Annotated in this window: 14 protein-coding genes; 11 read left to right on the top strand and 3 right to left on the bottom strand. The window is 64.7% G+C overall.

Annotated elements, in window-relative coordinates; translation table 11 throughout:
• The first annotated feature begins 165 nt into the window (after positions 1–165).
• Complete coding sequence (locus tag BFL43_RS05465; RefSeq protein ID WP_240498081.1) at positions 166–516, top strand: excalibur calcium-binding domain-containing protein; 351 nt, start codon at positions 166–168, stop codon at positions 514–516.
• Between the two features lie 85 nt (positions 517–601).
• Here the strand turns inward: BFL43_RS05465 and BFL43_RS05470 are convergent, their stop codons facing one another.
• Entirely contained in the window at positions 602–1,294 is a 693-nt protein-coding gene (locus BFL43_RS05470; protein ID WP_084891527.1) for a response regulator, read from the bottom strand.
• Positions 1,291–2,856 carry a sensor histidine kinase gene (locus tag BFL43_RS05475; protein WP_084891529.1) on the bottom strand — a complete coding sequence of 522 codons (1,566 nt, stop codon included), beginning with the start codon at positions 2,854–2,856 and terminating at the stop codon, positions 1,291–1,293. The genes BFL43_RS05470 and BFL43_RS05475 overlap by 4 nt, the downstream gene beginning before the upstream one ends.
• Positions 2,857–2,961: 105 nt before the next feature.
• Between BFL43_RS05475 and BFL43_RS05480 the strand changes: the two genes are divergently transcribed.
• From BFL43_RS05480 to BFL43_RS05515, 8 genes are all read left to right on the top strand, one after another.
• The gene (locus BFL43_RS05480; RefSeq protein ID WP_084891531.1) at positions 2,962–4,356 is read left to right on the top strand and encodes a cation:dicarboxylase symporter family transporter; all 1,395 of its coding nucleotides are present in this window, start codon (positions 2,962–2,964) and stop codon (positions 4,354–4,356) included.
• Between the two features lie 177 nt (positions 4,357–4,533).
• Positions 4,534–5,298, top strand: a complete 765-nt coding sequence (locus BFL43_RS05485; RefSeq protein WP_143695119.1) for a potassium channel family protein — start codon at positions 4,534–4,536, stop codon at positions 5,296–5,298.
• Between the two features lie 160 nt (positions 5,299–5,458).
• A complete protein-coding gene (locus BFL43_RS05490; protein WP_084891532.1) occupies positions 5,459–6,976 on the top strand; it encodes a catalase in 1,518 nt (505 codons plus the stop codon).
• 2 nt (positions 6,977–6,978) lie between these two features.
• Positions 6,979–7,692: an HAD family hydrolase gene (locus BFL43_RS05495; RefSeq protein WP_084891534.1), complete on the top strand. Its 714-nt coding sequence runs from the start codon at positions 6,979–6,981 to the stop codon at positions 7,690–7,692.
• The gene (locus tag BFL43_RS05500) at positions 7,692–8,378 is read left to right on the top strand and encodes a glycosyltransferase (protein ID WP_084891536.1); all 687 of its coding nucleotides are present in this window, start codon (positions 7,692–7,694) and stop codon (positions 8,376–8,378) included. Before BFL43_RS05495 ends, BFL43_RS05500 begins: the two co-directional genes overlap by 1 nt.
• The gene (locus BFL43_RS05505) at positions 8,375–9,340 is read left to right on the top strand and encodes an acyl-CoA dehydrogenase family protein (RefSeq protein WP_084891538.1); all 966 of its coding nucleotides are present in this window, start codon (positions 8,375–8,377) and stop codon (positions 9,338–9,340) included. Before BFL43_RS05500 ends, BFL43_RS05505 begins: the two co-directional genes overlap by 4 nt.
• Positions 9,337–10,107, top strand: coding sequence for a PIG-L family deacetylase (locus BFL43_RS05510; RefSeq protein ID WP_084891539.1), 771 nt, complete (start codon positions 9,337–9,339; stop codon positions 10,105–10,107). The genes BFL43_RS05505 and BFL43_RS05510 overlap by 4 nt, the downstream gene beginning before the upstream one ends.
• A gap of 5 nt (positions 10,108–10,112) precedes the next feature.
• Entirely contained in the window at positions 10,113–10,709 is a 597-nt protein-coding gene (locus BFL43_RS05515) for an SAM-dependent methyltransferase (protein ID WP_143695115.1), read from the top strand.
• Positions 10,710–10,743: 34 nt separating this feature from the next.
• On the opposite strand, the gene BFL43_RS05520 is transcribed toward BFL43_RS05515, so the two are convergent.
• Entirely contained in the window at positions 10,744–11,712 is a 969-nt protein-coding gene (locus BFL43_RS05520) for a YafY family protein (protein WP_084891541.1), read from the bottom strand.
• Between the two features lie 96 nt (positions 11,713–11,808).
• Between BFL43_RS05520 and BFL43_RS05525 the strand changes: the two genes are divergently transcribed.
• Together BFL43_RS05525 and BFL43_RS05530 are read left to right on the top strand one after the other, a co-directional pair.
• Positions 11,809–12,798 carry an ABC transporter ATP-binding protein gene (locus BFL43_RS05525; RefSeq protein WP_084891543.1) on the top strand — a complete coding sequence of 330 codons (990 nt, stop codon included), beginning with the start codon at positions 11,809–11,811 and terminating at the stop codon, positions 12,796–12,798.
• A 41-nt stretch (positions 12,799–12,839) separates the two neighbouring features.
• Positions 12,840–13,607, top strand: a complete 768-nt coding sequence (locus BFL43_RS05530) for an ABC transporter permease (RefSeq protein ID WP_084891545.1) — start codon at positions 12,840–12,842, stop codon at positions 13,605–13,607.
• The last annotated feature ends 9 nt before the right edge of the window (positions 13,608–13,616 follow it).

The raw sequence follows: 13,616 nt of genomic DNA on the forward strand, positions 1-13,616 counted from the left end.
ATTATCGCCCACAAACCACCACAAACCGGCTAGACAAGCCGACGCCGAACCGGCCAACTATGTACAAATTGCAACAGCCCGCATTCCCCTCGACGCCCCTACCAGAGGACGAATCTGGTGACGAGATGTGTAACGCCGCGACCACGTGGCGCTATCGTCGGCCTCGTGGCACCGGACCCGGAAGAGAATGAGGAGCCGAAGACTGTCGTCGAGACGTCGACCACCACGAAGACACCGACCTCGACGACTGTCGTGACGTCAGTGGTCACGTCGATCGTCGAGGTTCCGCCCACCCGCGACGTACCGGATACCGCGACCCAAACACCTGTCCCACTGGTTCCGCAGACTTCCACACCCGTTTACGTTCCGCCGGCGCCTGAGCCTGATCTCCCGTCGGCGTCTTTCTCGAACTGCACTGAGGCAAAGGCGGCGGGGGTAGCACCGATCTACAAAGGCGAACCTGGTTACAGCACGAGCCTTGACCGGGACCGCGATGGCATCGCCTGCGGCAAATAGTCCCTGGGATCGTCCCCGTGAGCACCCACCGAGGGCATAATGCCATCCGACCCCCCAGAATCGGACGATCTCAGGGCGATTTCGGTCAGCGTCGCCATTGATAGCGGATTTTGGGCCGTCCGGCATTGCCGTAGTCGGTGTGGCGCAGCAATGTTCCGTCGTCGGCGAGGCGCTCGAGGTAGCGCCAGGCCGTCACGCGTGACACACCGACGATCTTGGCTGCGTCGGCGGCGGTGATGCCGTCGACGGCGTCGCGCACGACACGCGCGATTTCGTCGGTGGTTCCGGGTGCAGCGCCTTTTGGTGCAACGGATCGATCTGTACCGGTGCGTAATTCGGCGAACGCGCGGTCGACTTCGGCCTGGCTGGCGGCATCTGTTCCGGCAGGCAGGGCCTCGCGGTATCGCTGGTAGCGCTCGAGCCGATCGCGGAACGCGGCAAACGTGAAGGGCTTGAGCAGGTACGCCAGTGCTCCGTTGGAGACCGCGGCGCGGACCACTTCGAGGTCGCGTTCGGAGGTGATGGCGATGATGTCCGGCGCCGGCCGAAGTCCCGACAGCGCGGACGCGAGGTCGATGCCGCTCGCGTCGGGCAACCCGATGTCGAGAAGGACGAGGTCGACGGGGGCGTCGCTCGCAGCTGCGTTGGCTGCGACGCGCATCGCTTCCTGAGCTGTGTTGACCGTTGCAACAGCGTTGAACCCGGCAACTCTGCCGAGATAGGTGCGGTGTGCCTCGGCGATCAGGGGTTCGTCTTCGACGATGAGGACGTTGATCACCGCTGCTCCTTACCAACTCTCACAGTCACGACCGAACCGTAGGTCATCTCGGCGGTGAGCGTGCCCTGATGGCGATTTACCACCTGCGCGACCAGCGCCAGGCCCAAGCCTCGCCGGCCCTGTTCACCTCCGGACTTCGTCGAGTACCCGCGTTGTACGGCTCGGGTGAACTCGTCGGGGTCCATCCCGTGGCCGCTGTCGGCGACCTGGATCAGGAGGTCGTCATCGTCCTGTCGCACAGTGACTTCCACCCAGGGATCGTCGCGGTCGCAGGCGTCGAGCGCGTTGTCGATCAGGTTCCCGACCACGGTGATCAGCTCCTGTCCGGTCAGCGGCACATCCTCTGCGTCTGCGGACAGTTCGGTGTCGTCGGTGATGGTCAGATTGATCCCACGCTCATCGGCCTGGGAACTCTTACCGAGCAGCAGCGCGGCCAGGGCGGGTTCGCGAACTGCTTCCGACATGCGGTCGACGAGACGTTGGGACAGTTCGAGTTCGGTGGTCGCGAACTTGACGGCCTCGTCGCCGCGGCCCATCTCGACGAGCGTGACGATCGTGTGCAGGCGGTTGGCGGATTCATGCGCCTGCGAGCGCAGTGATTCCGCGAACACCTTCATCGAATCCAGCTCACCGAGAGCACCCTGCAACTCGGTTCGGTCGCGGATGGTGACGACCTCGGTGTCGGGGGATCGCTCGCCGGGGACGTGTGACCGGTTGACCACCAGAACGCGGTCGCCGGTCACGTGCACCTCGTCGCGCGCGCCGGGGGAGTACGAGCGCAAGAACGGCGGCAGCTCACTTTTGTCGATGTCGCCGTCGGGCAAGGACAGCAGTCTGCGAGCTTCGTCGTTCGCCAACGCGACGCCGCGGCGGTCGAGCACGATCAGACCTTCGGACACCGAGTGCAAAACTGCGTCGTGATGCTCGTACATCACCTGTAGTTCCGTCGGTCCGAGGCCGTGGGTCTGCCGGAGCAACCTGCGCCGGATCGCCCAGATGCCGACCAACGAGACCCCCAGCGCGGCAAGGGCGATGAGGATGATCTGCGGCAGCTCCTGCCGCCAGCGCTGGGCGAGGGTCTGCTGGGTGATGCCGGCCGACACCAGACCGATGACCTCCCCGGATGATGAGCGGACCGGGGCGACGGCGCGGACGGATGGTCCGAGGGTTCCCGTGTAGACCTCGGTGAACGTCCTGCCCTGCAACGCCGGTGCGATGGTGCCGAGGTAGTCCTGCCCGATGAGAGCGGGGTTGGTGTGTGTGAAGCGGGTGCGGTCGGGCGCCATGATCGTGATGAAGGCGACGCCGGTGTCTTCCCGGACACGTTCGGTGATGGGTTGAAGTATCTGCGGTGCGGTGCCGTCCTCGATGGCGGCGGCCGTCGCGGGCGACTGCGCCAGCGCACTCGCGATCCCGATGACCTGCTGCCGGGCGGCGGAATCGCCGTCGCGACGCGCATCGAGCAGGGCCAGCGTGCTGCCCGCGATCACGATGACGGCGACCACCACGAGCTGCAGCACGAAGGCCTGACCGGCCAGCGAGCGGGGCACGAACTTCGTCATGAACAACTCCGTCTGAACGAAATGAACTAAAGCGTGACCTGGCTCACTTTGGGGAACACCATTCTTTCAGACCCGTTCCTTCCGCATTCACAAAGGAAGTCGATCATGACAACAGCAGAAGATCGTTCGACAGCCGCGCAGCCGCCGGCTCCCAAGAAGCGAGACCGTACGCACTGGCTCTACATAGCGGTGATCGTTGCGGTCGTCGCCGGTGTGATCGTCGGGCTGGTGGCTCCGGGGGTGGGCGAAGACCTCGGCGTCCTCGGCACCATGTTCGTGAGCTTGATCAAGATGATGATCAGCCCCGTGATCTTCTGCACGATCGTGCTCGGTATCGGGTCGGTTCGAGCGGCCGCAACGGTGGGCAAGGTGGGCGGACTCGCCTTCGGCTACTTCCTGCTGATGTCGACCGTCGCCCTGGCAATCGGACTGGTGGTGGGCAACCTGCTCAGCCCGGGCAGTGGACTCACGATCGACCCGTCCAAGATGGGCACCGGCGAAGAGCTGGCAGACAAGGCCCATGAGGCCGGCGGCACCCTCGACTTCCTTCAGGGGATCATCCCCACCTCGATGCTGTCCGCATTGACCGAGGGCAGCGTGCTGCAGACCCTGTTCATCGCGCTGCTCGTCGGGTTCGCCATCCAGGCCCTGCCGACCAAGAGTGGCGACCCCATCCTGCGAGCGATCGAGCTGATCCAGAAGGTCGTGTTCAAGGTCCTCGGCATGATCCTGTGGCTCGCGCCGATCGGTGCCTTCGGTGCCATCGCCAACGTCGTCGGGCAGACCGGTTGGAGCGCGATCACCGAGCTGCTGACGCTGATGCTCGGCTTCTATGTGACCTGCGCGATCTTCGTCTTCGTGATCCTCGGCCTGTTGCTGCGCTTCGTGTCGGGCGTCTCGATCTTCAAGCTCGTCCGGTACCTGGCCCGCGAGTATCTGCTGATCTTCGCCACCTCGTCGTCCGAGTCGGCCCTGCCACGACTGATCGCGAAGATGGAGCACCTCGGTGTCGAGCGCACCACTGTCGGTGTCGTCGTGCCGACCGGATATTCGTTCAACCTCGACGGCACGGCGATCTACCTGACCATGGCCTCGCTGTTCGTCGCGGAGGCGATGGGCGACCCGCTCTCGCTGAGTGAGCAGATCTCGCTGCTGGTGTTCATGATCGTCGCCTCCAAGGGAGCGGCCGGCGTCAGCGGTGCCGGACTGGCCACCCTGGCAGGCGGTCTGCAGAGCCACCGTCCGGAACTGCTCGACGGCGTCGGACTGATCGTCGGCATCGACCGGTTCATGTCCGAGGCCCGCGCGGTCACCAACTTCTCGGGCAACGCTGTTGCCACCGTTCTGGTCGGCTCGTGGACCAAGACCGTCGACATGGACAAGGTCAACGGCGTTCTGGCCGGCAAGGATCCGTTCGACGAGCTGTCCATGGTCGACGACGGAGACGACCGGTGGGACAAGGTCGAGACCGACGACAGAAAGCCAGTCGCCGCTTCCTAGTCGAACCATCCACTGTGCCGCGGATTCCTTTCGGGTCCGCGGCACAGTGCTGTTTCGGTATGCGAGTTCCTCGATCACCGCCAGATGAGGTCTGAGCTGCGGTTTACTGACCTTCTGGCAACCGAGGGGAAGACGATGAGCACCGACACCGATCGTGTCTCGCACACGCGGCCGGCGATGACGCAGGAACGGTGGATCGCGCTCACCGAGTGGCCGCTGGCCGTCGTGGGGGTCGTGTTCATCACGGCGTACGCCGTCGAGGTGCTGGACGAACCGGCCGGTGTCTACGGCCGACTTCTCGAACTCACCATCTGGGTGTCCTGGGCGACCTTTGTGGTCGACTACTTGGTCCGATTGATCCTGTCGGACAACAGAAGCCGGTGGTTCGCTCGTCATCTGCCGGAACTGCTGATCGTCGCTCTGCCGGTGCTGCGCCCGCTTCGGCTGCTGAGACTGCTCGCGGTACTGGCGGTGTTGCATCGGGTGACCGGACGCGCCATTCGCGGCCGAGTCCTGATGTTCACGGTGGTGACTGTCCTGGTCCTGATCTTCGTCGCATCGCTCGCGATCCTCGACACCGAACGCGACCGGGCCGACGCGACCATTCGGACGTTCGGGGATGCGCTGTGGTGGTCGATCACGACGATCACCACGATCGGATATGGCGACTATTCCCCGACGACCCTCACCGGTCGAGTCATCGCCGTCGGGTTGATGATCGGCGGGATCAGCCTCATCGGTGTGGTCACCGCGACGATCGCAACCTGGATCGTCGAGCGGGTGAACGAAGACGACGAGGCCAACATGGTGGCGACCCGCAAGCAGATCAACGCATTGCATGCGGAGATCAGGGAACTGCGCGCCGACCTCGCTCGCGCGCCGGGCGCCGACACGGCGACGGACGGATCCGCTGTGCCGGTCGCCGACGGTCCCGCACCATAGCGCTCCGGCGCGGTTTCGACCGGGACGTCTCCGGGTAAGGCTCCTTGGAGCGGCGGCTGTGCCTGGCTTTTCGATGCGCACGGCCGGTGCGCCCGCGGGGACGTCGGCCTACAGCCCTAGGACCGGCGGTTCTACCGAACAACGACGGTCGGAGGCCGATATGCCAGACGAGCAGATTTACACCACCACGGATGCCGGAGCGCCTGTATCGAGCGATGAGCATTCATTGACCGTGGGTGCCGGTGGACCCATCGTGCTGCACGACCACTATCTGATCGAGCAGATGGCACAGTTCAACCGCGAGCGGATCCCGGAGCGCCAACCACACGCCAAGGGCAGCGGTGCCTTCGGTTCGTTCGAGGTGACCGGCGACGTATCGGGTTACACCAGTGCCGCCGTGTTCCAGCCGGGGACCACCACAGAGATGGCGGCGAGATTCTCCACGGTCGCGGGCGAGCGGGGCAGCCCCGACACCTGGCGTGACCCGCGTGGTTTCGCGCTGAAGTTCTACACCAGCGAGGGTGTGTACGACATGGTCGGCAACAACACGCCGGTCTTCTTCATCAAGGATCCGCTGAAGTTCCAGCACTTCATCCGATCCCAGAAGCGTCGCGCCGACAACAACCTTCGCGACCACGACATGCAATGGGACTTCTGGAGCCTGTCGCCGGAGTCGGCGCACCAGGTCACCTGGTTGATGGGTGATCGCGGTATTCCGCGCACGTGGCGGCACATGAACGGCTACAGCTCGCACACGTATCTCTGGGTCAATGCCGAAGGCATCAAGCACTGGGTGAAGTACCACTTCATCACTGATCAGGGTCATCAGTTCTTCACGCAGGACGAGGCGGATCAGATGGCCTCGGCCGACACCGACTACCACACGCGGGACCTGTACGAGCACATCGACAAGGGCGAGTTCCCGTCATGGACGTTGAAGGTGCAACTCATGCCGTTTGACGACGCCGCCTCGTACCGATTCAATCCCTTCGACCTGACGAAGGTCTGGCCGCACGGCGATTACCCGCTGGTGGAGGTCGGGAAGATGACGCTCAATCAAAACCCGACCGATCACCACACCCAGATCGAGCAGCTCGCCTTCGAGCCGAACAATCTGGTCCCGGGAATCGGGCTGAGCCCCGACCGGATGCTGTTGGCGCGCGGATTCGCCTACGCGGACGCCCACCGGTACCGCATCGGTGTCAACTACAAGCAGATCCCGGTCAACGCCTCCAAGTCTCCGGTGCACTCGTACTCCAAAGATGGTGCGATGCGGGTTCAGAACGTCTCTGACCCCGTGTACGCACCGAACTCGAAGGGTGGCCCTGCAGCCACACAGGCGTTCCAGGTCGATCCCGGCTGGGCTGCCGACGGTCAGATCGTCCGTAGCGCATACGTGGACCACCCTGAGGACGACGACTTCGGCCAGGCGGGCACCATGGTGCGGGAAGTGCTCGACGACGGCGAGCGAGAGAGGCTGGCCGACAACATCATCGGCCACCTCCTGAACGCTGTCAGCGAGCCGGTGCTCGAGCGGGCCTTCGAGTACTGGAACCGCGTCGACCCCGATCTGGGCAAGACCGTTCAAGAAGGCGTCCGGGCCAAGGCCGACGAGACCGACCCGAAGGCAGCGGACCAGGGGAACTCGGCGCGGAGCAGCATGCAAGAGAAGGCGTAGACGTGGGCGAGCAGGTCGCGATTCTCTTCGATGTCGATGGCACACTGGTTGATTCGGTGTACGCGCACGTGATCGCGTGGCGTGATGCCCTGTCCGACGTCGGCCTGACCGTACCCCTGTGGGAGGTCCATCGGCGGATCGGTATGGACGGGTCGCTGCTGATCGATGAACTGCTGCAGATCGCCGGGGTGAACGACGAAGCCCCCGGGCGTTCGGACATCGCGGATGCGGCGTCGTCGAAGCACAAGGAGATCTATCTGGCACGAGGGGACACGCTCGCGCTCCTACCCGGCGCGCGAGAGGTGGTGCGGCGTTCCAAAGAACTCGGATTCGTCACGGTGCTCGCTACCTCTGCACCGGAAGATGAGCTAAAGCTGCTCCGGGACCTGCTCGATGTCGAAGAACACGTCGACGCAGTGACTTCGGGCGAGGATGTCGATACCGCGAAACCCGATGCAACGGTCGTGAAGATCGCCATCGAGCGTGCGGGCGTCTCACCCGCCAATGCCGTCATGGTGGGCGACGCGACATGGGACTCGATCGCCGCCACGAAGGCGGGGGCGCGGTCGGTCGCGGTGCTGACCGGTGGGATCAGCGGCGACGCACTGCGCGGCGCCGGAGCCAAGCGGGTGTTTCAGGACAGCCTGCATCTCGCGCATGATCTCGACGCGACCGTGGAGAGCCTGACCGGTCAGCCCGGACGAAGTTCACGCTGATGGACAAGGGTCGAAGACCTGAGCAGATCGTCGTCGTGGTGCCTGCTCATAATGAGCAGGCACTACTGCCCTTCTGCCTGGAGTCGATCACCGCCTCCTCCGCCGAGATCAGCTGTCCTGTCGAGGTGATCGTCGTGCTCGACGACTGCACCGACGGCACTGCGGCGTGCGTATCACCGCCGATCACGGCGGTCACGGTGTCGGGGCGATCAGTGGGTCGAGCCCGGAAGGTCGGCTTCGAGACGAGCACGTGGGACGAGTCGACGTGGTTCGCGACCACCGATGCGGATTCGGTTGTTCCGGCCGATTGGCTCGCCACACAGATCGACGCGGCGATCGGCGGTGCTGACGTGTTCGCCGGCACCGTCGTAGGCGATGACTGGGCACAGTGGCCCACCGAAGTGGCAGAACGTTTCTCTGCGGAATACCAGGCGAGTGACGGACACCGCCATGTTCACGGTGCCAACCTCGCAATGTGGGCGACGGTGTACTTCGGCGTCGGCGGTTTCGCACTTGTCGACCGCGACGAAGACGTGGACCTCGTGAACCGGTTACGCATTGCCGGGATGTCGATCGAGTGGAGCGCCCGGGCGCCGGTGATCACCTCGACACGTCCGTACGGGCGCCTGGCCGGTGGTTTCGCCGACCATCTGCGCGGTCTGGAGAGCGCAGGTGAGGCGTCGTGACACCATCGGCGGCCTACCGGGCCCTGCAGATCGTCGATTCGGGCGAACTCGCGGCACCCCTGCCGGGTCATGGTGACACCGCGACCCGCTTCCGAACCCTGGCAGAACTCACCCGATCGGACATCAGCGTCGGGCGGATGGTCGAAGCCCACCTCGATGCCGACGCCATCCTCGCGGAGATCGCCGGGTCCAGGACCGGCAACGGCGAATTGTGGGGTGTGTGGGCCGCAGAGCCGCCGTCTCACGTGCTCACGGCCCGTCGATTCGGCGACCGGTGGCAGCTGTCGGGAACCAAGCCGTGGTGTTCTGGAGCTGTCGGCTGTACACACGCGCTGGTGACCGCCCGCGACGGTGAGCGACGTCGACTGTTCGCCGTGGACTTGGCCCAGCACGGCGTCCATCCGCAATCCGACGGCTGGCAGAACGTCGGTATGGCCGCAACCGACACCGAGGCAGTCGAATTCGAGAACGCGGCTGCACAGGCCATCGGTGAGCCGGGCGACTACCTCGAGCGCGCAGGGTTCTGGCACGGCGGAGTAGGGGTCGCGTCGTGTTGGCTCGGCGGCGCGGCAAAGGTGGCGGAGGCCCTCTATGACAAGGCCCATGCCGACAGCGACGACATCCTGATGATGCACCTCGGTGCGGTCGACGCGCTGCTCGCCGACGGCTGGGCACAGTTGCTGTGCGCCGCTGATGCCATCGACAAGGCCCCGACCGACGCCGCCTCGGCGCAGCGTCGGGCCTTCCGCGTGCGGTGGGGCATCGAGCAGATCGCAACGGCGGTGATCGATCGGGTGAACAGGGCGCTGGGACCGGCGCCGCTGGTGCGCTCTCGTGACCACGCGCAAGCGGTCGCCGATCTCGCTGTGTACATCAGGCAATCGCACGCGGACCACGACCTCGCCGCGCTGGGTCGACTCGTCGCAGGCCGTACGCCAGACGTCTTCGGAGACCGATCATGACGAGTACAGAGCGATTCGGGGTTGCCCCCGTCACCGACGTCGGCACGACAGAATCGGACTGGCAGCAATGGTTCTCGAAGCGCGCTGAGATCCCGAGGCTCGAGGCCGACCTGGAACGCCTCGTGGTGCTCGCCGCGCACCCGGACGACGAGATCCTGGGTGCGGGCGGCATCATGATCGCCGCTGCCGCAGCCGGTATCGAGGTGGTCACCGTGTGCCTGTCTGATGGCTCGGGATCGCACCCGGGGTCGCCTACCCACTCTCCTGAGGATCTGGCGACCATCCGGCGCGGCGAATTGGACGCGGCCACAGACATCCTGGGGTTGGAGCATTCGGTCTGGGGCGGGCTGCCCGACGGCGCGCTCACCACCGCAGATGCCGCGATGACGCGCATCGTCGAATCGGTTCTCGACGAACGCCCGGACATGATCAGCGGGGTGCTGTCGGTCTGGGAGCACGACGGCCATCCCGATCACGAGGCCGTGGGCCGGTGTGCCACCCGGATCTGCGGGGAACGTGGTCTGCCGCTGTGGCAATACCCAATCTGGATGTGGCACTGGGCGATTCCCGGCGAGGATACGATCGAATGGGACGCACTGCGGTCGCATCGCCTCGACGACGGCGCGATGGCGACCAAAACCGCAGCGGTGGAAGCCTTCACATCGCAGATCCACCCGCTGTCCGACGCGGAGGCCGATCAGGTGGTGCTGCCCTCGCACATACTCGAACGGCTGCTTCGCCGCAACGAATACGTGTTCTCACGGTGACGCACATGGAGGAGAGCTACTTTCACGAGATGTATCGCGACAGCGACGATCCGTGGGGTTTCACCAGTCGCTGGTACGAGCAGCGCAAATATCAGATGACATTGGCGGCCTTGTCGGCCCCGCGATACGGCAGGGCGTTCGAAGCAGGTTGTTCCATCGGCGTGCTCAGTGAGCATTTGGCGGCTCGATGCGACCAGTTGCTCGCGGTGGACCTCAGCGACAAGGCAGTGCAGATCGCCGCTGGGCGTCTGGAGCCGCTCGGCGGGCGAGTAGTTGTCGAGACGCGCGATTTCGTCGTCGACTGGCCGACAGGAACGTTCGACCTCATCGTTCTCAGCGAAGTCCTCTACTATCTCGACCCCGCACAACTCGACAGCGTCATCGCGAATGCGGCGGCAGCGCTGTCCGATGACGGTGAGTTGATCGCGGTGCACTGGCGCTGGCCGGTCGAGGAATATCCGCAGACCGGCGATCAGGTGCATGATCGGTTGAGAGACTCGGAGTTGGCCCATACGGCCGGATATCTCGACACCGACTTCCGTCTCGACGTCTTCTCGCGGGTGGACCGGCAGTCCGTGGCGCAGCGAGAGGGATTGGTCTGACCCGGTCAGCGAAGGCGGCGGACGGGGCGAGGTCTCAGGCGTTGCGGTAGCGGTCTGCGATCTTGAGGTGATGGTCAGCCAAACCGGCGCATTCCTCGCGGAGTTCGGCGGGCCCGATCACGGTGAAGTCGGCGTCGAAAGCGTGAAGCCACCGCGCTATCGAGCTGACGGATTGTCCGAAAAGTGCTACCTCGCAACTGTTCACATCACCCGACTCGACCACACCCCACTCTGCGTCGACCATCTCGGCCACCTGCTCGAGCGGGCTGTGGATCTCGACGCGCGCCGTGGCCTGCCGATACACCGAACCCAGGCTCCGGGCGACGTACGCAGCGGCACCACCTTCCGGTAGCTCCCGTGGAACGAAGCGGGGTCCGGTCGGAATCTTCGGCGTGAGCCGGTCGACCCGGAATGATCGCCAGTCGTCGCGGCCGAGATCCCATGCCAAGAGATACCACCGTAAACCGCTGCGCACCAGTCGATATGGTTCGACCTCCCGGCGACTCTCCGCGCCACCGCGAGCCCGATAGTCGAAGCGAAGTCGCTCGTGCCGGTGGCAGACCGCAGCGACGTCGGACAGCACCGCGGCCTCGACTTGGGAGACCGGCGCCCGCGTCGGGGTGGCGTCGACCTGCAGCGAGTCGAGCCGGTGCCGCAGTCGCGACGGCATCACCTGGCGGAGTTTGGACATGGCCCGCACCGATGCCTCGTCGAGTCCGGCCACTGAACCGGTGGCTCCCGCACCCAGCCCGAGGGCCACGGCCAGCACCTCCTGGTCGTCGAGCAGTAGCGGTGGCATCTCGGCGCCGGCGCCCAGTTGATACCCGCCGCCGACTCCGACGCTCGCCTCTACCGGGTACCCGAGCTCGCGTAACCGGTCGACATCGCGGCGCACCGTTCGCGTCGTGATGTCCAATCGTTCCGCCAGATCTGCTCCTGACCAGTCCTTGCGTGTTTGCAACAGGCTCAGTAGGCGGAGCAGTCGCGCTGAGGTGTCCAACATGTTTTCCACAATGCCAGAGATTGAGGACGGTATCTGTCCTCAATGGGTCATAGCTTGATGTCAATGCATTTCACGGGCACTCAACGGAGGGAAATCATGACAATCACATCCAGCACCACCACGCCGGCCATCGAGGTTGCCGGTCTGACGAAGACGTTCAAGCAGGGCAAGAACACTGTGGAGGCCGTCAAGGGCATCGACCTGGCGGTGGCGGAGGGGGAGTTGGTGGCATTCCTCGGCCCCAACGGCGCCGGCAAGTCGACAACACTTCGGATGATCACCACGCTGCTCCGTCCCACCTCGGGGTCAGCGTGGTTGGCCGGCCACAACATTGCCGAGGACCCCGATGCCGTCCGCCGCAAGATCGGTTACGTCGGTCAGGGCAACGGCGGCGGAAACAATCAGCGCGTTCGCGAAGAGTTAGTGACCCAGGGGCTGTGCTACGGCATCAAGAAGTCCGAAAGTGCTTCGCGTGCGGACGAACTCATCGCGGCACTGGATCTGACGGGGATGGAGAGCCGCAAGGTGAGCACGTTGTCGGGCGGTCAACGTCGCCGCCTCGACATCGCGCTCGGCATCGTGCACCGGCCACCGGTGATCTTTCTCGACGAACCGACCACTGGAATGGACCCGCAGAGTCGGGCAAACCTGTGGACCCACATACAGCGACTGCGTGCCGAGACGGGCGCGACGATCGTCCTCACCACTCACTACCTCGATGAGGCGGACGCGATGGCCGAGCGGGTGGTGGTCATCGACAAGGGCACGGTGATCGCCGACGACTCCGCGGCAGCGCTGAAGGACAACCTGGCGGGCGACCGCGTCGAATTGTCCGTCGGCTCGGTCTCCGACGCTGACGAACTGGTGCGTCTCACCGCCGGTTTCGACAATGTCCATGGAGCGGACATCACCGGAACCTCGGTGGATCTGCAGGTGGCAGGCGCCGACATCATGCTGCCGATCCTGATCACCGCGGCTGCGGAGCGGGGCATCACCATCTGCGCCGCCCGGTCCTCGCGGCCGACTCTCGACGATGTCTTCCTCACCCTCACCGGTCGCAGTCTGCGTGAAACCGCAGCGGCCTGACCACCACCCCAACTCGATCACGAAGACTCAGGAGAACCCCCATGGCAACCACCCTCGTTCGAGACAGCTCCATCGTCCTGGTCCGCGAACTGCGGCCCACCATCCGCGACCCGTTCACCGTCATCTTTTCGCTGATACAACCGCTGATCCTGTTGGCACTGTTCGGCCCACTACTCAAAGATGTTCCCGGCGCCGGTCATTCAGGGAACGTCTGGAATTGGTTCATTCCCGGGGTGCTCGCCATGATCGCGATCTTCGGAACCTCGATGACGGGCGCGAATCTGTTGGACGAGATGCACACCGGGTCGCACGAGCGAATGTTGGTCACTCCGCTCAGTCGTAGTTCCTTGCTGCTCGGCCGGGCACTGAAGGAAATGGTGCCGCTGGCCGCCCAGGCGATGATCATCCTGCTCATCGGACTACCGCTGGGCTTCGACATCAATCTCGGCGGCGCGGTAATCGGCATCATCATCCTCGGAGTGTTCGGCGTCGGCCTCGGCGCGCTGTCGTACAGCCTCGCACTGGCTGTCCGCGAACAGGACTGGGTGTTCTGGACCGTCCAGCAGACCCTGATGTTCCCGCTGCTCATCCTCTCGGGCACGATGTTGCCGCTCGATGACGCGCCGCGGTGGATGCAGTTCCTGGTCGACATCAATCCACTCCACTACGTCGTGGAAGCCGAACGAGTCCTGTTCGTCGGAGACTTCGACACCCAGACGATCATGAGCGGTGTACTCGCCGCGGTGCTGATGGCGTGTGGCGGCCTCGCGGTCGGTGTCCGGGCGATGGGCAAGGCCTCCCGCGCCTGACCCCATCCC

This window comes from Williamsia sp. 1135 (assembly GCF_002095395.1).
Classification (GTDB): Bacteria; Actinomycetota; Actinomycetes; order Mycobacteriales; family Mycobacteriaceae; genus Williamsia.